The sequence below is a fragment of the Brevibacterium sp. LAARM2_SD2 genome, from assembly GCF_057364785.1.
In genome coordinates this window covers 63994-84299 of record NZ_JBNFOM010000015.1, presented here as the reverse complement: position 1 = coordinate 84299, position 20306 = coordinate 63994, and the positions used below count along the sequence as shown (strand labels likewise).

Annotated in this window: 20 protein-coding genes and 1 pseudogene; 9 read left to right on the top strand and 12 right to left on the bottom strand. The window is 70.0% G+C overall.

Annotation, left to right across the window (positions count from 1 at the left end):
- Positions 1-20 precede the first annotated feature (20 nt).
- The 5 genes from AC2W7K_RS11135 (at position 21) to AC2W7K_RS11115 (ending at position 4090) form a co-directional block, all read left to right on the top strand.
- On the top strand, positions 21-659 hold the full coding sequence (locus AC2W7K_RS11135; protein WP_211978331.1) for a TetR/AcrR family transcriptional regulator: 639 nt from the start codon (positions 21-23) through the stop codon (positions 657-659).
- Complete coding sequence (locus tag AC2W7K_RS11130) at positions 656-1015, top strand: DoxX family protein (protein ID WP_211978332.1); 360 nt, start codon at positions 656-658, stop codon at positions 1013-1015. Before AC2W7K_RS11135 ends, AC2W7K_RS11130 begins: the two co-directional genes overlap by 4 nt.
- 125 nt (positions 1016-1140) lie before the next feature.
- Entirely contained in the window at positions 1141-1956 is an 816-nt protein-coding gene (locus tag AC2W7K_RS11125; protein WP_198500331.1) for a class I SAM-dependent methyltransferase, read from the top strand.
- Between the two features lie 69 nt (positions 1957-2025).
- On the top strand, positions 2026-2535 hold the full coding sequence (locus AC2W7K_RS11120) for a hypothetical protein (protein WP_198500330.1): 510 nt from the start codon (positions 2026-2028) through the stop codon (positions 2533-2535).
- 169 nt (positions 2536-2704) lie between these two features.
- Positions 2705-4090: a uracil-xanthine permease family protein gene (locus AC2W7K_RS11115; RefSeq protein WP_198500329.1), complete on the top strand. Its 1386-nt coding sequence runs from the start codon at positions 2705-2707 to the stop codon at positions 4088-4090.
- Positions 4091-4118: 28 nt separating this feature from the next.
- On the opposite strand, the gene AC2W7K_RS11110 is transcribed toward AC2W7K_RS11115, so the two are convergent.
- From AC2W7K_RS11110 to AC2W7K_RS11095, 4 genes and pseudogenes are all read right to left on the bottom strand, one after another.
- Positions 4119-4892, bottom strand: a complete 774-nt coding sequence (locus AC2W7K_RS11110) for a substrate-binding domain-containing protein (protein ID WP_486006187.1) — start codon at positions 4890-4892, stop codon at positions 4119-4121.
- 179 nt (positions 4893-5071) lie between these two features.
- A pseudogene (locus AC2W7K_RS11105) lies at positions 5072-5179 on the bottom strand (LacI family DNA-binding transcriptional regulator); the annotation flags it as partial.
- A gap of 67 nt (positions 5180-5246) precedes the next feature.
- A complete protein-coding gene (locus tag AC2W7K_RS11100) occupies positions 5247-5957 on the bottom strand; it encodes a sulfite exporter TauE/SafE family protein (protein ID WP_198500327.1) in 711 nt (236 codons plus the stop codon).
- Entirely contained in the window at positions 5954-7405 is a 1452-nt protein-coding gene (locus AC2W7K_RS11095) for an amidohydrolase family protein (protein ID WP_198500326.1), read from the bottom strand. The genes AC2W7K_RS11100 and AC2W7K_RS11095 overlap by 4 nt, the downstream gene beginning before the upstream one ends.
- A 159-nt stretch (positions 7406-7564) precedes the next feature.
- On the opposite strand from AC2W7K_RS11095, the gene AC2W7K_RS11090 reads away from it, so the two are divergent.
- Positions 7565-9013, top strand: a complete 1449-nt coding sequence (locus AC2W7K_RS11090; protein ID WP_198500325.1) for a cryptochrome/photolyase family protein — start codon at positions 7565-7567, stop codon at positions 9011-9013.
- Positions 9014-9061: 48 nt separating this feature from the next.
- On the top strand, positions 9062-10273 hold the full coding sequence (locus AC2W7K_RS11085) for a methyltransferase domain-containing protein (protein WP_232623807.1): 1212 nt from the start codon (positions 9062-9064) through the stop codon (positions 10271-10273).
- Here the strand turns inward: AC2W7K_RS11085 and AC2W7K_RS11080 are convergent.
- Both AC2W7K_RS11080 and AC2W7K_RS11075 read right to left on the bottom strand, forming a co-directional pair.
- Positions 10270-10626 (bottom strand): HepT-like ribonuclease domain-containing protein, encoded by a 357-nt coding sequence (locus AC2W7K_RS11080; RefSeq protein ID WP_198500323.1) that lies wholly within the window; start codon positions 10624-10626, stop codon positions 10270-10272. The genes AC2W7K_RS11085 and AC2W7K_RS11080 overlap by 4 nt on opposite strands.
- Positions 10616-10921 (bottom strand): nucleotidyltransferase family protein, encoded by a 306-nt coding sequence (locus AC2W7K_RS11075; protein ID WP_198500322.1) that lies wholly within the window; start codon positions 10919-10921, stop codon positions 10616-10618. Before AC2W7K_RS11075 ends, AC2W7K_RS11080 begins: the two co-directional genes overlap by 11 nt.
- Before the next feature lie 143 nt (positions 10922-11064).
- On the opposite strand from AC2W7K_RS11075, the gene AC2W7K_RS11070 reads away from it, so the two are divergent.
- Complete coding sequence (locus tag AC2W7K_RS11070; RefSeq protein WP_198500321.1) at positions 11065-11415, top strand: hypothetical protein; 351 nt, start codon at positions 11065-11067, stop codon at positions 11413-11415.
- 60 nt (positions 11416-11475) lie between these two features.
- Entirely contained in the window at positions 11476-11856 is a 381-nt protein-coding gene (locus tag AC2W7K_RS11065; RefSeq protein ID WP_198500320.1) for a VOC family protein, read from the top strand.
- Positions 11857-11886: 30 nt separating this feature from the next.
- On the opposite strand, the gene AC2W7K_RS11060 is transcribed toward AC2W7K_RS11065, so the two are convergent.
- The 6 genes from AC2W7K_RS11060 to AC2W7K_RS11035 form a co-directional block, all read right to left on the bottom strand.
- A complete protein-coding gene (locus tag AC2W7K_RS11060) occupies positions 11887-13587 on the bottom strand; it encodes an ABC1 kinase family protein (RefSeq protein WP_198500319.1) in 1701 nt (566 codons plus the stop codon).
- Positions 13588-13789: 202 nt separating this feature from the next.
- On the bottom strand, positions 13790-14566 hold the full coding sequence (locus tag AC2W7K_RS11055; RefSeq protein WP_198500318.1) for an IclR family transcriptional regulator: 777 nt from the start codon (positions 14564-14566) through the stop codon (positions 13790-13792).
- Between the two features lie 3 nt (positions 14567-14569).
- Positions 14570-15988, bottom strand: coding sequence for a formimidoylglutamate deiminase (locus tag AC2W7K_RS11050; RefSeq protein WP_198500317.1), 1419 nt, complete (start codon positions 15986-15988; stop codon positions 14570-14572).
- Entirely contained in the window at positions 15985-17211 is a 1227-nt protein-coding gene (locus AC2W7K_RS11045; RefSeq protein ID WP_198500316.1) for an allantoate amidohydrolase, read from the bottom strand. Before AC2W7K_RS11045 ends, AC2W7K_RS11050 begins: the two co-directional genes overlap by 4 nt.
- A gap of 1 nt (position 17212) precedes the next feature.
- Complete coding sequence (gene hutH, locus AC2W7K_RS11040; protein ID WP_198500315.1) at positions 17213-18898, bottom strand: histidine ammonia-lyase; 1686 nt, start codon at positions 18896-18898, stop codon at positions 17213-17215.
- A gap of 89 nt (positions 18899-18987) precedes the next feature.
- Positions 18988-20304: a YjiH family protein gene (locus AC2W7K_RS11035; protein ID WP_486006182.1), complete on the bottom strand. Its 1317-nt coding sequence runs from the start codon at positions 20302-20304 to the stop codon at positions 18988-18990.
- Between the last annotated feature and the right edge of the window lie 2 nt (positions 20305-20306).

Genomic DNA, 20306 nt, shown 5'->3' with positions numbered 1-20306 from the left:
AGGCGGCGTATCGTGGAGCCATGTCCAGTGAACGTGTTCACTCAAATTCTCCGCGCGCCGCGGAATCCCCGCGCTCACTCCAGCGCCGACGGACCGAGGACCGGATCGTCACGGCCGCCGCCGAGCTCTTCCTCGCCGCGGGATACCGGGCGACGACCATCCGCAGGGTCGCCGAGGCTGCCGGGGTGTCCGTGGGCCGGGTGATGGCGGTCGGGGACAAGGACGCTCTCCTCATCGCGTGCTACGACCGGTGGATCGGGCAGCTCCAGGACGGCACCTCGGAGGTCCCGGCGACGATCGCGCGCACGGGCACCGCCTCGGCGGTGCAGGACCATCTGCTCGGGATCTTCCTGCCGTTCCTCGAGTTCTTCGCCGCCCATGAGGACCTCTCCCGGGACTATGCGGCCGCGCTCATCCGCATCCACGGTCGACCGCAGGTCTTCGACGGCCTCGCCCGGGATCTGCAGGCGGCCCTGCGGGACAACCTCGTGTCGATCGGGATCAGTGAGGACAATGCTCGGGCGAGCGCCGCGGCCCTCTACGACTCCTACATGGGCGTGATCTTCCGCTGGGCGGCCAGCGACATGAGCGCCGCCGACGCGGTCACAGCGCTGTCGGACATCATCGCCTTCCACACCCGCTTCCGGAGGACGCCGTGACGCTGCTGCCCGATCCGTGGTGGCCGGTCGCGGTCATCGCCGTCATCGTGGCCGGCGATGCGGCGATGACGTTCCGCCCGCCGGCGTTCATCGCCGCCTGCCTCGACGGGGTGGGCCTGCCGCGGGACTGGTGGTGGGTGCTCGCCGTCGTCAAGGTCACCGCCGTCGCCGGTCTCATCGCCGGTTTCTGGATTCCCGGGGTCGGACTCGCCGCGATGGCCGGGCTCGTCGTCTACTTCCTCACCGCAGCAGGCGCCCACCTCCGAGCCGGTTACACGGGCCGGGACTTCTGGCTCAACTGCCTGGGCATGCTCGCCCTCACCGTCCTCGTCCTCATCGGGTGCTTCCTCGTGTGAGCTCGCCGCCCGCGGAACTGTCGTGACGACCGTGAACCGATTGCAACATTGCGGTGCTTCGGATCGCACGACGACTCGGCTAGGCTCGAAGTGACGGCCGCCACGCCAGACGAAGGAGTGTGGAAATGCCCGAATTCGCCGACAGCAGCCGCGCTCGCGCCGAATCCCCGGCCGAACGCCATTCCCGGTGGACCTGGATCCACGAGACCGCCGCCATGACCGGGTGGAACTTCACCGCCCTCGAGGGCCGCCTCGTCGCCGACGATCCCCCGTGGGACTTCGACACGATGTGCCTCGAGGCCTGGGACGACGCGAGCACCGTCCTCGACATGGGCACGGGAGGCGGCGAGCGCCTCATCGCCCTCGTCAAACGCTTCCGCGGCCGCCACCCCGGGACCGCGCCCGACCTCTCGATCGTCGCCACCGAGGGCTGGGCGCCGAACGTGCCGGTGGCCGCCGCCGCGCTCGAGCCCTTCGGGATCGAGGTCAGCGACTACGACAGCGGCGACGGCGAGCCGCTGCCGTGGCCCGATGCCTCCTTCGACGTCGTGATGAACCGGCACGAGAGCTATGACATCGCCGAGGTGGCCCGTGTCCTCTCCCCCGGCGGACTCTTCCTCACCCAGCAGGTCGACGGCACCGAGGCGATCGAGTTCCGCAACTGGTTCGGCGGGGAGCCCGAGCATCCGGAGATCCAGCTCGAACCGTGCGTCGACGCCGTCGAGGAGCAGGGGCTGCGCGTCGAGGCGGCCCGCCGCTGGCAGGGGACGATGCGCTTCACCGATGTCGAGGCCGTCATCGAGTACCTCGCGTACGTGCCGTGGGACGTGCCCGACTTCGTCGTCGGCGACCACCTCGGCGGTCTGGAGCGCCTCGCCGCCGAGCGCCGCCCGATCGAGGTGACGCAGAAGCGCTTCCTCATCGCCGCGATCAAGGAGTGAGGATATCCCGACCCCACCCATTGGGAAGCCGTCTGGGCCCCGGGATCGCGGTTCCGTAGCGTCGGGGACATGACCTCGCCGAACTTCTCGTTTCCGCAGCCCACCGATGACGAATTGGCCGCGCAGATGCCGGCCGCACCCTCCGCCCTCCGCACGTCGTCTGCCCCAGTGCCCGGCCCTGTCAACCCAGTGCCCGGCCCTGTCGACCCAGTGCCCGGGTCCGCCCCGGTGGGTGCGCCGTCGCCGCGGCTCGGGAAGTGGGCGCTCGGACTCACCGTCGGCGCTGCGGCACTCTCCCTCATCGCCTCGATGATCCTCGGGGCCACCGCGGGGCCCGCCGAAGCCGCGAACGGACGCTACTTCTCCGACGCACCGGCGTGGCTGACGGTGCTCGGCACGACCCTCTTCGCCCTCCAGGGCCTGTGCACGCTGGCCGGGCTCAGCGGCCTCGTCATGGGAATCATCGCGACCGCCGCCGACCGCGGCCGCACGCAGGGCATCATCGCCACGGCCGTCGCGATCTTCGCCCCCGTCATCTCCTTCGCGCTCTTCCTCATCCTCAGCTTCGCCCTCCTGTGAGCCGGCGGGCGGACGTCCGCCTGAAGAATTCTCCTTGACAGTTCTCCGCTGCCCGTGCACGATTGAACAAATCGATTTGGCCGCAGCAGTGAACAGGCCACTCGTGCGCCTCGGCGCTGGACGCGATGGGCTTCGACGACGAAGCCACGAGCGAAGGAGAACTGATTCGATGTCCGCCGACACCACTGCCTCAGAGATCCACCCCGTCGACAGGCTGCGCCCGGTGCACAGCCTCCTGCCGTTCGCGATCCAGCATGTGCTCGTCATGGTCGCCACACCGATCTCCTCGGTGTTCCTCATCGCCTCAGCGCTGTCGCTGCCGGCGGGGACCACCTCGGCGATCCTCTCCGCGGTCTTCGTCTTCTCCGGACTCGGCTCGATCCTCCAGTCCGTGGGCGTCTGGAAGATCGGGGTGCGCCTGCCCTTCGTCATGCTTCCCGGCGGGGCCGCGACGATCCTCTTCATCACCATCAGCCAGGACACCGACCCCTCCACCGCCGTCGGCGCCGTCCTCATCACCGGCGTCTTCTACATCGTCGCCGTGACGCTCTTCGTCAAACTCCTCAAATTCTTCCCTCCGCTGGTCATCGGGATCATGGTCGTCGTCATCGGCATCAACCTCATCCAGGTCACCGGCGGACTCATGGTCGGCGAACCCGGCAGCGACTCGTTCGGCGACCCGCGCAACCTCTTCCTCGGCTTCATCACGATCCTCATCACCGTGCTCGCCTTCCGCTTCCTCCGCGGCATGGCCGGCCGGCTCTCGATCGCCATCGGCCTCGTCGGCGGGACCGTCGTCGGCGGGTTCATGGGAATGACGACGTTCGGGAGCCAGCTCGACGGTCCTGTCGTCGCCGTGCCCACGCTCTTCCCCTTCGGTCCTCCGACCTTCGACCTCATCGCGGCGATCCCCATGCTCCTGTGGGCGCTGGCCTCGATGGCCGAGGCCACCGGACAGACGATCATCAACGGCGAGATCGTCGAGAAGAAGGTCGAGCCGAGCCGCGACGTCCCCCGCCTCATCCGCGCCGATGGCCTCGTCACACTCGCCGGCGGCCTCTTCGGCACTCCGACGATGGTCACCAGCGGCGAGAACGTCGGCATCGTCCGCGCCTCCGGGGTCCGCAGCCGCTACGTCACCGCGTTCGCCGGCATCCTCCTCATCCTCATCGGCCTCAGCCCGCTCGCCCGCATCCTCAACGGGATCCCGCCGGCCGTCGTCGGCGGCACCGCCGTCGTCGTCTTCGCGATCATCGCGGTGCTCGGCATCCAGATGCTCGCCCGGGTCGACTTCACTCAGACCGGCAGCCTCATCACCGCGACCGTCGGTCTCGCCGCGGGACTGCTGCCCGTCCTCATCCCCGGCATGTACTCCCAGTTCCCGCCGAACGTCGCCTCACTGCTCGGCAGCGGCGTGGCGATGGCCGCCTTCGTCTCCGTCCTCCTCAATCTCCTCTTCCATCACACGGGCAAGCGCAATCGCCATCCCAAGGCGCGCACCCCCATTGACGACCCGAGCGCGCTCGAACAGCGACCGGGCGACTATCGGATCTGATTCCTGCGCCGAGGCGGCTGACCGGCCTTCATGCCCCGCCGGCGCTCATCCCGCCGGCCGTCGAGGCCCGCGGGATGAGGGTCGGTGCCGGCGGCTCCGCCGTGGCAGGCTCGCTCGCCTCCTCGGGTTCGGCGTCGAGGACGGACAGCAGCGACTCCACGGCACTCTGAGCGACGGCATCGAGTCCGAGATGCACCGCAGTGAGGGGCGGCGTGCTCGTGCGTGCCCGCAGACCGTCATAGCGCGTGGCGATGAGCAGGTCGCTGCCGACCCGGCGTCCCGCCTCGGCGGCCGCCCGCACCGCTCCGGCGGCGAATGTGTCGATGGGCACGAGCAGGGCATCGATGCGCGGATGGTCGGCCAGCACCTCGGCGGCGGCCCGGGCTCCGCCGTCCTCGCCGTCGGCCTCATCCGCCTCGGCGATGATCGGGGTGAAGCCGTGGGCGCCGCCGCGGAGAGATAGACGTCGCGGGCGGCGACCTGCGCCCCGCGATCGCTCGTGCCGACGATGAGCGCAGGCGCCTGCGCCCCTTGGGCGATGAGGTGATCGATGAGCAGCGTCGCGGTCTGCGTGTGATGCAGATCGACCGAGGCGCGTGCCTGGGGGCTGTCGACCGCTTCCGGTCCGTCGATCGTGACGAAGGGGATGCCGCGAGCGGTCAGCGCCGCGGCGATCGGATCGTCGGCCTCCGGTTCGAGGAGGATCGCTCCGTCGATGTCGAGCCGGTCGACGGGGCTGTCGCCGTCCGCCGGTGGGGCGAGCACGAAGACATAGCCGCTGAGCAGGGCCGTGCGGGCGCAGCTCATCGCGAGTTCGGTGAAGAAGCCGAGCTGGGAGGGCCCAGCCGACACGGCTGCGGGCATCGACGAGAGGAGGGCCACCGCGCGAGACCGGCCTTTGCGCAGGCCCTGGGCGCGCACGCTCGGACGGTAGTCGAGGGCCTCTGCGACGGCCCGGACCCGCTCGCGGGTCTGCGGGTTGACCTTCCCGAGGCCGTTGAGCGCATGGGAGACGGTCGTCCGGGAGACGCCGGCCTCACGGGCCACATCGGCGATCGTGGCGCGGGGCCGCCGGGTGGGTGCTGACATGGGTTCAGCGTACTGGACGGGGTCGCGCAGCCCGGAGCGGATGGTCCCGGCCGAGCGCCGTCGGCTCTCACGCCTGGATGATGACGATGGCACCGGAGATGATCGCGAAGCCGAGGACCATGTAGCGCAGCACCGGGCCGTCGAGGCGATGGTGGACGTAGCGGCTGATGAACGAGCCGATGGCGAGGAAGGGCAGCATGATGAGCGTCGTCTGCAGCGTGGCGCCCGTGACCTGACCGCTGATGGCGAGGACGACGAGGGAGATGACCTCGCCGACGAGGAAGCACACAGCCACCGTCGACCGCAGCTCCGGACCGGGACTGTGCTGGTAGGCCAGAGCATACGGCGGTCCGCCGACGCCGGTCGAGGTCTCGGTGACCCCGGTGACGAGGCCGACGGAGGCCAGCACCGTGCGGTTGGGGGTGAACTTCGGAGCGAGGAGGGCGATGACGGCGGCGACGAGGGTCGACCAGCCGATGAGCAGCGAGAGCTGCTGGAGGTTGACGATGAGGAGGATCCACAATCCCGCGAAGGTCCCGGCGAAGCGCCCCACGCTGATCCACTTGACGCCGTGCCAGTCGATGGCGCTGCGCTCGCGCGCGGCGACGTAGAGATTCAAGGGGATCATGAGGACGAGGAGCATGACGGGGATGAGGCTCGGGTCGATGAAGCTGACGACCGGGGCGACGATCATCGCGAACCCCATGCCCGTCGAGCCCTGCACGAACGCCGAGACGAGGACGGTGCCCGCGATGATGCCGAGGGCGAGGAGCGTCACTGTGCGACCTCGACAGGGTGCGCGGTGGCCCGCGCCGCGTCGGCGGCATGCTCTCTCACCCACGCAGCGCGATGGTCGGCCGAGAGCGGGTCGACGCGGGTGATCGGCGAGGTCTCGACGACCCGCTGGGCGATCTCCCGCACCCGTCCGAGCAGAGCACGTCCGTCCCAGTCGACCGGCCATCCGCGCTCGAGGCGCAGACGACCGCCGACGATGACAGCCTCGATCTGGTCGCGATTGCCCAGGCGCACGAGCTCCCACGGCAGGTCCCACGAGGGCGCGAACTCCGGCGTCTCGAGGTCGACGACGAGGAGGTCCGCGTAGGCCCCCGGGGTGATCTCGCCGACTCGCCCGGCGAGGCCCACGGCGTCGGCTCCCCCGCGCAGGCCCAGCTCGAGCCAGGTCCACCCGCCGCCGGTCGATGAATCTCCCGCGGCGAGGCCGGCGGTCAGGCGCTGGGCTGTCTCGGCGGCGTCGAGGAGGCGGAAGGCATCGGAGCGGGTGCCGTCCGTGCCGAGCCCCAGCCGGGCCCCGAGTTCGTGGAGGAGGAGGGCGGGCGCCACGGCATTGCCCTTCCACGAGCTCGCCACCGGGTTGTAGGCGATCGCCGCGCCGGTGTCGGCGAGCAGGCGGATCTCTCGCGGAGTCAGGAGCGTCGCATGGGCGGCGAGGAGCTGCGGACCGAGCACGCCGAGGCGCGCGAGACGTTCCAGCGGTCGCTCGCCACCGGCGACGAGGGAGCGCTCGACTGCCGCCAGGTGCTCGTTGAGGTGGGTCTGGAGGACGGCGCCGGCCTCACCGGCGAGCCCCGCCAAGGCGATGAGCGCCTCATCGGAGGCGACCTCGGGGATCGAGACCGCCAGGGACGGGTGGACGAGCTCTATCGACTCCCAGCGACTCAGATGGTGGGCAGCCGCTGCCGTCACCTCGGGCACGGACGCGGTGCGCACCCCGCCGCCGAGGTCGTTGCCGATGAGTCCCAGCACGCAGCGCATCCCGACCTCGACGGTCGCCTCGGCGATCGCTCCGACGTCGGCGGCGGCCCGGGTTCCGGCGTCGACGACCGTGGTGAAGCCGCCGCGCAGGGACTCCCATGCGGCCAACCGGGTGGCGACGTCGAGGGCCTCGGCATCCATCTGCCCCTCCATCGGCACCCACACGCGGGAGAAGATCTCCGAGGGTTCGCCGAAGACGAGGGATTTGCCGAAGGACTGCGAGAGGTGATGGTGTGCATCGACGAAGCCGGGCATGAGGAGGCGGCCGGGAAGCTCGATCCGCCGAGCCGTGCGACCGGCGGCGGTCGCTGCGAGCTCGGCGGTCGGACCGGCCGCGGCGATGAGGCCGTTCTCGATGAGCACGGCGTGATCCCGCTGCGGTCCGGTCGGCAGCAGCAGCTGTTCGGGGACGAGGAGCGTCGCAGTGTCGTCGAGGGTGCGCAGGGGATTCATATCGTCCTTCGGGCTCTGGCGGTCCGACCCGCAGCATCGCGGGATCTCGGGGTGCCGTACGATCGTGGCCAAATCGATTTGGTTCATTCAATTGTAGGCCTCCGAATCGCGTCGGTCAACGGCACTCACCATGACGGTGACAGTGCAATAATCCCTGTCATGGCCTCCCACCCTCTCACCCTCGTCTGGTTCCGCGATGATCTGCGCGTCGCCGACCACGAAGCGCTCACCGCCGCCCGTGAAGCCGGCGACGTCGTGGCGATCTGGATCCGCGAGACCCGGGATGCCGAGGGCCGCGGGCCGCGGCCGCTCGGGGCGGCAGCGCGCTGGTGGGCCCATGAATCCCTCCGGGTCCTCGAGGGGGAACTCGAGTCGCTCGGCATCCCGCTGCTCCTCGCCGCGGGGAATGCCGCCGACATCATTCCCGACGTCGCCGAGGGCCTCGGGTCGACGACGGTGCGCTGGTCACGCCGGTACGCCCCGGCCTCCCGCGCCCTCGACGAGGTCGTCGCCGGGACGCTGAGCGCTCGCGGCATCGCGGCGGAGGGCTCGCGTGGCGCCCTCCTCGTCGAACCGTGGGAGGTCACGCCGTCCTCGGCGAGTGAGCACTACAAGGTCTTCACCCCGTTCTGGAACGCCGCCCGGGAGATCCCCGTCGACCCGCCGCTGCCGGTCATCGAGGCGCAGTCGCCGAGCGCTGCGACCGCCGAGCGTCTCGCCCGCGTCCGGCAGGACAGTCCCCACCTCCTCACCGGCGTCGCCGACCTTCGCCTGCTCGACGCCGTGGCCGGTGATCCGGCCTCCGGCGACCAGGACGGGTTTCCGTGGTGGACGGACACCGTGGCCGCCCACTGGACACCGGGGGTCGTCGCTGCCGCGGAGGCGCTCGACCGCCTCGGCGAGCGCATCGACGGCTACGCCGAGGACCGGGACGTCCCCGGTGATCCTCAGGGGACGTCGGCGCTGTCGCCGCGCCTGCGCTTCGGTGAGGTCTCGCCGCGGCAGCTCCTCACCGCCGTCGCGGACCTCACCGATGTCGGGGCGGCGGATCGGCAGGCGTGGGTGCGGCAGCTGTACTGGCGGGAGTTCGCGTGGCACCTCACCCACCATGTGCCCGACCTCGACTGGCGGCCGATGCGGCCGGAGTTCGCGCACTTCCCCTACGAGGACGATGACGAGGCGCTGCACGCATGGCAGGCGGGCCGGACGGGGATCGCCCTCGTCGACGCGGGGATGCGGCAGCTGTGGGAGACCGGGTGGATGCACAACCGGGTCCGGATGGTCACGGCGAGCCTGCTGACGAAGAACCTGCTGCTGGCCTGGCAGTCCGGGGAACAGTGGTTCTGGGACACCCTCGTCGACGCCGATGAGGCGAACAATCCCGTGTCCTGGCAGTGGGTCGCCGGGTGCGGTGCCGACGCCTCCCCCTTCTTCCGGGTCTTCAATCCCGAACGGCAGCGGATCCGCTTCGACCCCGACGGGGTGTACGTGAGGCGATGGCTCGGTGCGTCGGGGGACGCGGGCGACCCGCTCGTCGACCTCGGCGAGTCCCGTCATGCCGCGCTCGCCGCCTACGATGCGATGAAGAGCGCGACCGCGGAGGACTGAGCCCACTCCCGCCGGGTGCCGGCGATGGTGCCGCGTAAAATGGCAGGCATGACCACGCTGCCGCTCGCTCCTGCCACGACCGTGGACGGACGCCTGGTCTGCCATTACTTCGAGGCCGACCGGTGTCGGTCGTGCGCGCTGCTCGGCACCCCGCACGACGAGCAGATCACGGACAAGGAGGCCTGGTGCCGGGAGGTCCTCGCCGCCCACGCCCCCGCCGCGTGGCTGCCGGCGGCCTCGGGTCCCGACCACGACTTCCGCAACCGGGCGAAGCTCGCCGTCGGAGGGGTCGCGGGTGCGGTGACGCTCGGCATCCTCGACGGGGACTTCCACGGCGTCGACCTGCGCGACTGCGGGATCCAGGTGCCGACGATCCGCGCCGTCATCCCCGTGCTCGCCGATTTCCTCGACGCGACCGGCCTCGACCCCTACGATGTCTCCGCCCGCCGAGGCGAGCTGAAGTTCGTCCACGTCACCGCGGCGCCCTCGGGGGAGCTCATGGTCCGCTTCGTCGTCCGCTCGCAGTTCGGGCTCGAGGTCATCGCCTCCCGGACCGCGACGCTGCGCGCGGCGATCCCGCAGGCGTCCGTCGTCTCCGTCAACCTCCTCCCCGAGCACAAGGCCGCACTTGAGGGCAGCCGCGAGGTCATGCTCGTCGGTGAGTCGCTGTGGATGAACCTCGAGCGCGTCGACCTCCACCTGCGGCCGCAGAGCTTCTTCCAGACGAACACCGGGGTCGCCACCGCGCTCTGCGATCAGGTCGCGGACTGGGTCGACGAGATCGCACCGGCCGCACTGTGGGACCTCTACTGCGGGGTCGGCGGCTTCGCCCTGTGGAGTGCGGCCGGCAGCGACGATGGCAGGCTGGCGCCGAGGCGCATCACCGGCATCGAGATCAGCGACCAGGCGATCGAGTCGGCGAAGCTCAGTGCCGTCGAACTCGGCGTCGACGACATCACGGAGTTCATCGCCGGGGATGCCACCGAGGTCGCGGAGGCCCGCCTCGGTGCCGGGGAGCGCCCGGACGCGATCATCGTCAACCCGCCTCGGCGAGGGATCGGGTCGCGGCTGTCGACCGCGCTCGAGACCTCCGGGGTCGAGCACATCGTCTATTCGAGCTGCAATCCGCTCACCCTGGCGAAGGATCTCGACCGGATGCCGAGCTACGAAGTCACCCGCGCCCGCGTCTTCGACATGTTCCCGCACACGAAGCACCTCGAGGTCGCAGTCCTCCTGCGCCGCCGGGCGGGAGCGGTCTAGCGCGGCGGGGGTCCGAACTCCTCCAGGAGATTCCTCAGTGAGACGATCAGCTGGGGAAGGTCGTCCCGAATCATCCTCCAGACCCGTTCGGAGTCGACAGTCGCATAGCCGTGAGCGATGACGTGTCTGGTGGCGATGATCTCGTTGACCGATGGGATGCGCAGAGCAGTCGGAAGATCGGTCTGGCGAATCCGGTTGAGCGCTTCGCCGAGGATCTCCAACTTGCGTTCTGCGGCCGCTTGGAGAATCCAATCGTCGGAGAACTCACGGCGGGAGGATTTCTCTGCGATTGACTGCGCGAACTCAGCGGCTTCGAGGGCGTCCCACAGATATGCCCCGGTCTCAGGCGGCATAGACTTCGCGCGATGTCGACAGTGCATTTCGGGTGAAGTAGGGATTTCGGAGCGTGCGGACATCCACGAGATCCACTGGTCGACCGACGATTGCCTCCAGCTCTGCGCGCAATGCCAAGTAGGACGAGAACGTCAGGTCTGCGTCCGGCTTGTACTCGACAAGAAAGTCGACGTCGCTGGTCTCAGAATCGAAGTCGTCTCGGAGCACCGAGCCGAATGCGCTCAGACGTGCGACACCGAATTGCTCGCACACACGTGCGATGGCAACTTCGTCGAAAGGCAGGTCACCGCTCACGTCGTCAATTCTCTCACCCCTTGGCACGCGCCGCCAGACAACTCTCATCGGCGGGAGACGCCTTGACCGGACCGACAGTTCAATGGACCCCAGCCACAGCTTGCAGGGTGGTCAGTGCCCGGTGGGCGCGTTAGAGTACCCGCATGTCGATCGCAGTGAACACCCAGGGCGTCGAACAGGCGCGCACCCTCATCCGAGACGGCAAGGTCGATCGCAACGATCGCGGTGACTGGTCGAAGGATCGCCCCAGCGCCGAAGACGAGGACGTCTTCATCTCCGACAACGGGTGGGACGCCTACGCGAAGTGGCACCTCGGCATCGACGAATCGGCTGACCCGCGCACGAAGAAGGCCTACTCGTTCCCGTACGGCGACTTCGTCGTCGTCCACCGGGCCGGTGTCATCGCCGCTGAATCGCGCGCCGGGGAGTACAAGCACGGCGAGATCGAGAAGGCGGCGAAAGAGCTGCTCACCCTCATCGACGACGGCCGGTGACGGCCTGAGATCCCACGGCTGAGTCGCCCCACGCACATCACAGAGTCAGGTCATTCCCACATGTCAGCCACGTTCAACCACACCATCATCGCCGCCACGGACCCGGTCGAGTCCGCACAGTTCTACGTCGACATCCTCGGCGCGGAGCACACCCAGTCGTGGGGCGTCTTCTCCAACATCATGCTCACGGGCGGAGTGATGCTCCAGTTCGCCGCTCCCCCGCCGCCGTCTGAGATCTCGCCCGTGCATATGGCGTTCCTCTGCACCGACGACGAATTCGACCGTGCCATGGCGTTGCTGCGGGAGCGCGGCCTCGAGTTCTGGGCCGATCCGCAGCGGACGCGCCCGCTGGAGACGAACACCGAACACGGCGGTCGCGGCGTTTACTTCCTCGACCCGGCCGGCCACTACCTCGAGCTCATCACGCGGCCCTATCTCTGAGCGGCGCGGCGCGAAGCAGCCTTGGCGGTCTCACCGCACGCGGCGGGCCAGTTTCATGAGCTCCTCGGTGACGGTGATGTGACTGTTGCGCCGGACCGTGAGGTTCCGCCACGTCACCACGGAGACCCCGGCCGCGGCGAGACCGGCGATCGAGACCCCCTTGACCGTCGGTCCCGTCCGGTTCGCCAGCAGCTGGGAGGCGGCGAGCAACGACGACGACGCCATGAGGCCGTCGATGAGCTTGTCGGTGAGCTCCTCGGGGTCGCGCAGGTTGATCTCCAACCGCGTCTCGCCCTTGCGCAGTTGCTGAACGAGGATCTCGATGTCGCGGGGCAGCTCACGGGCCATCCGGGTCCAGCTCGTCGTCGACCGCACGAGCCGCTCGAGCATCTTCTTCGGACTGTTCTCCCTGATCATGTGCTCACGCAGGTACGGCCCGAGGTACTCCTCCATCGTCACGGTGCTGCCGAGCTGGATGCCGAATCCCTCGAGCCGCCCCATGACGCGCACGAGCATCGCCAGGTCGCTCGGGAAGCTCAACTCCTTGTCGTGGAGCAGCTGCATGCACGCGGTCATCGCGGCGTTGAGGTCGATGTCCGTCGACGCCGTGTCCTCGGGCAGGTACTGCGCCATCCACTTGTCGACGGCCATCTCGAGGTCTTTGACGTCCGTCGAGGCGGGGGCGTTGCAGACGATGAGGAGGATGTCGGTGAGGTCGGAGACGTCACGTCCGACGACGGCCGTGAGGAGGCGGATGACGTCGTTGCGCCGTGGGCCGGCGAGGTAGCCGACGTCCCCGTAGTCGAGGAGCACGACGTGCTCGGCATCGGGGATGAGGAAGTTCCCCGGGTGCGGGTCGGCGTGATAGAGGCCGTTGTCGAAGATCATCGTCATCCACGCGTTCGTCACGTGCTTCGTGAGATCGTCGACACTCCACCCGGCGCCCGTGACATCCGCGCTGGTCTTCGTCTGAACGCCCGGCATCTGCTCCATCGTCAGCACCCCTGTCGCGCTGAGCTCCGGGTAGGGCGTGGGCACGAGCAGCCAGTCGAGTTCGTCGAGTTCCCGTGCGAAACGCTGCATCGCCCGGAGCTCGTTGGTCAGGTCCATCGCCTGGCTCATCATCTCGGCGAACTCGTCGACCATCTGCGCCGGGTTGAAGCGCGCGAGCTCCGGGTCCGCGGATTCGACGAACCGCGCGACCTTCTTCATGAGGTCGAGGTCGCCGCGGACCTTCTCCTCGGCACCGGAGTGGAGGACCTTGACGACGGCCGGGGTGCCGTCGGTGAGCACCGCGTGATGCGCCTGCGCCACCGATCCCGAGGCGAAGGGCTCGACGTCGAAGGAGGTGAAGAGCTCGCTCACCGGGGCACCGAGGTCGGCTTCGACCCGCTCCTTCGCCCTGCCCGGCGGATCGGCGGGCACTTCGGCTTGGAGCCCGGACAGCGCCTCGGCGATATCGGCGCCGACGAGGTCGCCGCGCATGCTCAGCGACTGGCCGAGTTTGATCCACGTCGTCCCGAGTTCGGTGAAGGCCGCGGTCAGCCGTGCACCGGGCGCGAGTTTGACGAGGTCGGGATCGGCGAACCGCGTCGCGAGGTTCGTGCTGCCGTCCGCGGCGGCGAGCGTGCGCGCGGATCGTTCGGCGATGCCGTAGCGCGCGAGCACCTCGAGGATCTCCCGAGCGCGTCCGGCGTCGCTGCCGAACATTGTCAGATGTGGGGATTCCATGCCTGCTCCTGGGTCTCGCGCGACCCTCCATCGGCTCCGCTGCGGTCTGGGGTGGGCACAGTGTAACCGCCGCCCATCGGTGCCGGATGTCAGCATCGGTGCCGGATGTCAGCATCGGTGTCTGATGTCAGCAAGGACAATCGCCGAGGCGGTGCGCGGCGAACGCGGTCAGCGCAGGTTCCCGGTCAGCGCAGGTTCGCGGTCAGCGCAGCTTCGCGGTGACCTCGGCGGCGGCGGTGAGGACCTGGGCGACGAGATCGTCGGGCACTGCGGGCGTCGCGGGGGCCTCACCGGCTCCGGGGGCCGGCGCTTCGGGCGCGGGCACGGAGAGGCCGATCGCGGCGATCGGGCGGGAGAGCACATCGTAGACGGGGGCGGCGAGCGTCGAGATGCCCGGCGTCACCTCCCCGTGTTCGATCGCCCACCCGGCACGCCTGGTCTGCGCGAGCAGGGCGCCGAGCTGCCGCACCGAGGTCGGCCCCTGGCCCGTGCGGGTGACGAAGGCGGACTCGGACTGGAACATCGCGAGCACCTCGGACTTCGGCAACTGGGCGAGGATCGCCCGCCCGGTGGCCGTGAGATAGCTCGGCATCCGCACCCCGGTCGCGGTGACGACGGCGACGGACTTCAGCGACTGCTCCTTGAGCACGTAGACCGTCTCCCACCCGCGGATGACGGCGAGCTGGGCCGTCGCCGCCGTGTCCTCGGCGAGCTGCCGCACGACGGGCTGGGCGAGCCGCTGCAGCGGATTCATCCGCAGGTACGAGCTGCCGAGCTCGTGAACCCCGGGCCCGAGGACGAACCCCGGTTCGGTGCGGACGACGAGGCCGAGCTCCTCGAGGACCGCGAGGAGCTCGTAGACGCTCGAGCGCGGCAGGTCGAGGGCGCGCACGAGGGCACCCGCGGAGATCGCCCGGTTCGACGCCGCCAGGTGCCGCAGGATCGCCACCGAGCGGCGCAGCGCGGGAACCTCAGCCACGACTCAGCCAGCCGTCCCGGACGCATGCGTCCCGGACACACGCGTCCCGGATACAGCCGTCGTCATTCCCAGGGCAGCGAACGCCGCGGCGTAGAGATCGGCGATCGGACCGAGCTCGGTGTGGACGCCGTCGCGGATGCGGACGATGCCGCCGCTCACCGTCATGCGGATGTCCTCGGCGGTGGCGGTGAGGACGATCTGCTCGCCGAGTGACCCCATCGTCCGCATGCTGTCGGTGGCCACGGCGATGAAGTCGCACGCCGCCCCGGGGACGAGTTCGCCGACGGGCAGATCGAGGCTGCGCGCACCCCCGGTCGTCAGAGCCGCGATGAGCTCGGCCGGAGAGAACCGGCCGCGCTGGCCGCTGCGCAGCCGCTCCCCGGCCTCGAGTCCCTGCGTCTCCCGCAGGGCATCGAGGACGACGTGCTGGTCGGAGCCGAGCGCAATCGTCGCCCCCGCCTCGGCGAGCTCCCGGGCCGGACCGATCCCGTCGGCGAGGTCGGCCTCCGTGCACGGGCACATGACGATCGTCGTCCCACTCTGCCCGAGGGTCGCGACGTCCGCGTCGGACAGATGCGTCGCATGGACGGGTGAGAGTCTCTCGCTCACGACTCCGGCCCGGGCGAGGACCTGCGTCGGCGTCGTCCCGTACGCCGCGACCGACGCCTCGTTCTCCGCGGGCTGCTCGGAGAGGTGGACGTGCAGCGGTCCGGACAGTTCGGTGAAGCGCGGCAGATCCGCGGCGGCCACCGCACGCACCGAATGGATCGCGGCACCGAGGTGGACGAAGCTCTCCCCGGGCGCACCGACGGGGAACTCGGCGGCGAGATATTCGCCGAGCCGCGCATGACGCTCGAGGTAGCCGGCGATCGTCCCATCGCCGAAGCGCGCCTGCTCGGCGGTGAGATCGGCGCCGATGCCGCCGGTGAGGTAGGCGGTGTCGAGGAGGCGGAGACGGATGCCCGCCGAGGCGGCCGCCCGGGCCAGCGCCCGCTCCATCGCGTGCGGGGATGAGCCGGCATCCCTGCCGTAGGGGGTGCCGTCGGGGGCGTGGTGGACGTAGTGGAACTCGCCGACCGAGGTGTATCCGCCGGCGAGCATCTCCGCGAAGACGGCCCGGGCCACGGTTTCGTAGTTCTCCGGGGTCAGTCGGCCGGCGATCGAGTACATGACCTCCCGCCACGTCCAGAACGTGCCGCCGTCACCGTGGGTGCGGCCGCGCAGCATCCGGTGGAACGCATGGGAGTGGGCGTTGACTCCGCCGGGCAGGACGAGGCCGGGGACCACCTCGGCGCCCTCCGGCGCGACGGCGATGCCGGTGTCGACCGCGGTGAGCGTGCCCGTGTCATCGACGGTGAGGAGGACGCCGGTGGCGACCGCGCCATCGACCCAGGCCGACTCGCACCAGAATGCGGTACTCATCGGTCACCGCCGACGCCGAGTTCGCTCTCGAGGACGGCGACGAGGGCGTCGACGCCCGCCCGCGCATCATCGTCCTCACACGCCTCTTCCGGCGCGTGCGAGACGCCGGTCGGATTGCGGACGTAGAGCATCGCCGAGGGCACGTGCGGGGCGAGGATGCCCGCGTCGTGACCGGCCCCCGAGGGCAGCATCGGGGCGGTGGGGAGCACCGCGCGCAGCCGGTCGTTGAGCGCGGCGGTGAAGCGCGTCGTCGGAGAGTACGACTCCTGCGAGACCTCGACCCTCACACCGGTGTCCGCAGCGTGGTCCCGGGCGCGGGCGGTGATCGCCTCGAGCACCTGTTCGACGACGGCATCGTCCTCGTGGCGGATGTCGAGCCAGAAGCTCATGCCCGAGGCGATGACGTTCGTCCCGCCCGGGTGGATGAGGGTGCGCCCGACGGTGGCGACGGCTGTCGCGTCAGTGGCGGCCGCTAGGGTCGGGATGTCGCCGATCACGCGGGAGGCCGCGACCACGGGGTCGGCGCGGTGGTTCATCGGGGTCGTCCCCGCGTGGTTGCCCTGACCGGCGAACGCGAAGTGCCACCGACCGTGTCCGATGATGGAGGAGCCGATGGCCACAGCCTGATCAGTGCCGGCCAGCCCGATGCCCTGTTCGACGTGGAGTTCGATGAACGAGCCGATGCCCTGCAGCCGCTGAGGGTCCGCGCCCATGCGCGCGGGGTCGAGGCCGTAGCCGCGCGCGACATCGGCGAAGGTGTCGCCGTTCGCGTCCCGGAGGCCGAGGGCCCGGTCGGAGTCGATCGCACCGGTGATGAGCCGCGAGCCCAGGCATGCCACCCCGAACCGCGACCCCTCCTCCTCGGGGAAGACGGCGAGCGCGAGTGGTCGGCCGGCCGCGTCGAGCGCCCCGGAGGCCTTGAGGTCATCGAAGGCCGCGAGCGCCGAGGCGACCCCGAGCGGCCCGTCGAACGCCCCGCCGCCGGGGACGGAGTCGAGGTGGGAGCCGGTGACGACGGCGTCGTCGCCCGGTTCGGTCGCCCACGCCCAGGTGATGCCGTTCGCGTCGATCTCGGTGTCGAGACCGCGGCGGTCCGCCTCGGCGAGGAACCACGTGCGCAGCTCCCGTTCCGTGGCGGAGAACCCGGGCCGCTGGTAACCGGGTCCGCGCGGATCCCGACCGGTGTCGGCGATCTGGGCGAGGAGGGAGACGACGTCGCTCATCTCACTTGTCCTCGTGGTACTCGGTCGTCGCCGCGGCCGTGCCCGAGGCCTCCGCGGCGGCCTCGAGGTTGCCGAGCGCGGTGAAGTCGGGATCGTTGACGGCCGGGCCGCCGCCCACGGGCTGCCAGGTGCCGGCGGCCGCGGTGACGGTGTGGGTGAGCGGGGTGACCGCCTCGGCGGCGGCGACGAGGGACCCGTCCTTGACCTTCGCGATGGTCTCGGCGAGCTCGGGGGAGAGGAACCGGTCGGGGCCGGGACCGGGCACGGTCTCCCGGATTGCGGCGATGACGGCGCCGGTGACCGGGGCCGGATCAGCCTCGCGCATGTCGCAGGCGCGGGACGCCGCGTAGAGCTCGATGCCGATGACGCTGGCGAGGTTGTCGACGACCGTGCGCAGCTTGCGCGCCGCCGACCAGCCCATCGACACGTGGTCCTCCTGCATCGCCGAGGACGGGATCGAGTCGACCGAGGCGGGGGCGGCATTGCGCTTGGCCTCGGAGACCATGGCCGCCTGCGTGTAGTGGGCGATCATCAGACCGGAGTCGACTCCGGCGTCGTCGGCGAGGAACGGGGTCAGCCCCTGGTTGCGGGCGACGTCCATGAGGCGGTCGGTGCGGCGTTCGGCCATCGAGGCGACATCGGCGGCGACGATCGCGAGGAAGTCGAGCGCGTGGGCCAGCGGGGCGCCGTGGAAGTTGCCGTTCGAGGAGACCATGCCGTTGGTGAGCACGACGGGATTGTCGATCGCGGCCCGCAGCTCGCGTTCGGCGACCTGGGTGGCGAAGGCGACGGCGTCCCGGGCGGCGCCGTTGACCTGCGGGGCGCAGCGCATCGAGTACGCGTCCTGGACGAGGTGGGTCGAGTCCCGGTGGCTCGCGGTGATGCCCGACCCGTGGAGGGCGGCGAGCATGTTGGCCGCCGAGGCGGCCTGCCCGTCGTGGGGGCGCAGCGGGTAGTGGAGTTCGGGGGCGAAGACGGCGTCGGTGCCGAAGAGCCCTTCGATGCTCATCGCCGCGGACACGTCGACAGCGGTGAGCAGGCTCTCGAGGTCGGTGAGCGCCATGATGAGCATGCCGAGCATGCCGTCGGTGCCGTTGACGAGCGCGAGCCCCTCCTTCTCGGCGAGCGTGACCGGCGTGATCCCGGCCTGCGCGAGGATCTCATCGGCAGGCCCGGCGACGCCGTCGGGACCTTCGGCGACGCCCTCGCCCATGACGACGAGCGCACACGCCGACAGCGGCGCGAGGTCACCGGAGCACCCGAGGGACCCGTATTCGTGGACGACCGGGGTGATCCCGGCGTTGAGGAGATCGACGTAGGTCTGGAGCACCTCGGCGCGGACACCGGTGCGCCCGGTCGCCAGCGTCCGGGCACGCAGGAGCATGAGCGCCCGCACGACCTCGCGTTCGACGGGTGCGCCGACACCGGCGGCATGGGAGCGGATGAGCGACTTCTGCAGCTGGGTGCGCAGCTCGGCGGGGATGTGCCGCTGGGCGAGCGCCCCGAAACCGGTCGAGACGCCGTAGACGGGCTTCGGCGCCGCCGCGAGCGCATCGATCGCCTCCCGGTACTTCCCGACGCGAGCCAGGGTCGTCTCGCTCAGGGCCACCTTCGCATCGTGGCGGGCGACGTCGACGACGTCGGCGAAGGTGAGGGTATCAGGATCGAGATCGATGACAGCGGACATCTAGGGGCCTTTCGTCGGGGCGGGAAACAGATGGCGGATGGATGGTCGGTGGGGCGGGCGCTCACAGCGTAGTCGCTGCGGGCACCCATTCAGAGAAGCAGGTGGGCGAGCGGGGCGGCGATGAGGATGGTGAGGACGACGCGTTCGAACCAGATGATGACGAGCGCGCCGACGGAGATCGGGATCTCCGTGGCGAGGATCGAGGGCACCATCGCGGAGAAGAAGATGATCGCGGCGACGGAGACGACGGCGATCGTGAAGCGCAGGACGAGGTCGTCGGAACCGGCGACCTGGGTGGCCGGCAGGAACATCTCGACGAGGCCGAGCGCCGAGGCTTTGCCGGCGAGCACGGGATCGGACAGCTGCGTGACCCACGTGAAGGGCACGAAGATCCATCCGAGCCAGTCGAAGATCGGCGTGTACTTCGCCAGGAGCAGGCCGATGAGCCCGACGGAGAGGATCGAGGGCAGGATCGAGGCGGCCATGAGCAGACCGTCGCGGAAGTTGAGCCAGAGGTTGCGGCCGAGGCTCGGCGTCTCGGCGAGCGTCGCCTTCGCCTCCCGCCACGCGACGCGGAAGCGGTGCTTCGTCACCTTCTCCTCCGGCTGCGGGGTCGCCCCCGGATAGTACGCGTCGGGGATCGATCGCAGCGGCGGCAGGTGGACGGTGATGGCCGTGACGACGAACGTGACGACGAGGGTGAAGAAGAAGTAGAGGAGCCAGTGGTCCATGAGGTCGAGGGTCTTGGCGACGACGATCATGAACGTCGCCGACACGGTCGAGAACCCGGTCGCGATGATCGCGGCCTCCCGCGCCGTGTACTTGCCCTCCTTGTAGACCCGGTTGGTGATGAGCAGACCGAGGGAGTAGCTGCCGACGAACGAGGCGACGGCGTCGATGGCCGAGCGGCCCGGCGTCCTGAACACCGGGCGCATGATCGGCTGGACGAGGACGCCGATGAACTCCATGAGCCCGTATCCGACGAGGAGGGCGAGGAAGATCGCGCCGACGGGGACGATGAGGCCGACGGGGATGACGAGTTTGTCCCAGAGGAACGGGCCGATGTCCTCGGCGGCGAGCCAGGCGGGCGGGGACACGAGGATGAGGACGGCGACGACGAGCCCGACGACGCCGAGGACCGCGAAGATCCCCTTCGTCACCGACGACTTCCACGTGCCGGTGACGAAGGGGCGAACGGCGCCGAGGAGGATGAGGGCGAGGACGACGAACGGCACGACCGGGCCCGCGAAGGTGCGCATGGCGGTGACGATGTGGTCGAGCGGGATCGTCGAGACCCCGGCGATCGTGACGGGAACGAAGAACATGACGATCCCGATGGCACTGTAGGCGAAGAACCGCCAGGTGCCGGCGGGCCTCGTCCGGGACGGCGTGGTCGGCGTGGTCATGA

Bases quoted from the DNA above. Each gene is read 5' to 3' on its own strand.
- AC2W7K_RS11120 (WP_198500330.1), top strand. From the start codon at position 2,026: ATGACCTCGCCGAACTTCTCGTTTCCGCAGCCCACCGATGACGAATTG.
- AC2W7K_RS11115 (WP_198500329.1), top strand. From the start codon at position 2,705: ATGTCCGCCGACACCACTGCCTCAGAGATCCACCCCGTCGACAGGCTG.
- AC2W7K_RS11035 (WP_486006182.1), bottom strand. From the start codon at position 20,304: ATGACCACGCCGACCACGCCGTCCCGGACGAGGCCCGCCGGCACCTGG.
- AC2W7K_RS11085 (WP_232623807.1), top strand. From the start codon at position 9,062: ATGACCACGCTGCCGCTCGCTCCTGCCACGACCGTGGACGGACGCCTG.
- AC2W7K_RS11065 (WP_198500320.1), top strand. From the start codon at position 11,476: ATGTCAGCCACGTTCAACCACACCATCATCGCCGCCACGGACCCGGTC.
- AC2W7K_RS11090 (WP_198500325.1), top strand. From the start codon at position 7,565: ATGGCCTCCCACCCTCTCACCCTCGTCTGGTTCCGCGATGATCTGCGC.
- AC2W7K_RS11080 (WP_198500323.1), bottom strand. From the start codon at position 10,626: ATGCCGCCTGAGACCGGGGCATATCTGTGGGACGCCCTCGAAGCCGCT.
- AC2W7K_RS11060 (WP_198500319.1), bottom strand. From the start codon at position 13,587: ATGGAATCCCCACATCTGACAATGTTCGGCAGCGACGCCGGACGCGCT.
- hutH (WP_198500315.1), bottom strand. From the start codon at position 18,898: ATGTCCGCTGTCATCGATCTCGATCCTGATACCCTCACCTTCGCCGAC.
- AC2W7K_RS11095 (WP_198500326.1), bottom strand. From the start codon at position 7,405: ATGAATCCCCTGCGCACCCTCGACGACACTGCGACGCTCCTCGTCCCC.
- AC2W7K_RS11125 (WP_198500331.1), top strand. From the start codon at position 1,141: ATGCCCGAATTCGCCGACAGCAGCCGCGCTCGCGCCGAATCCCCGGCC.
- AC2W7K_RS11070 (WP_198500321.1), top strand. From the start codon at position 11,065: ATGTCGATCGCAGTGAACACCCAGGGCGTCGAACAGGCGCGCACCCTC.
- AC2W7K_RS11050 (WP_198500317.1), bottom strand. From the start codon at position 15,988: ATGAGTACCGCATTCTGGTGCGAGTCGGCCTGGGTCGATGGCGCGGTC.
- AC2W7K_RS11135 (WP_211978331.1), top strand. From the start codon at position 21: ATGTCCAGTGAACGTGTTCACTCAAATTCTCCGCGCGCCGCGGAATCC.
- AC2W7K_RS11045 (WP_198500316.1), bottom strand. From the start codon at position 17,211: ATGAGCGACGTCGTCTCCCTCCTCGCCCAGATCGCCGACACCGGTCGG.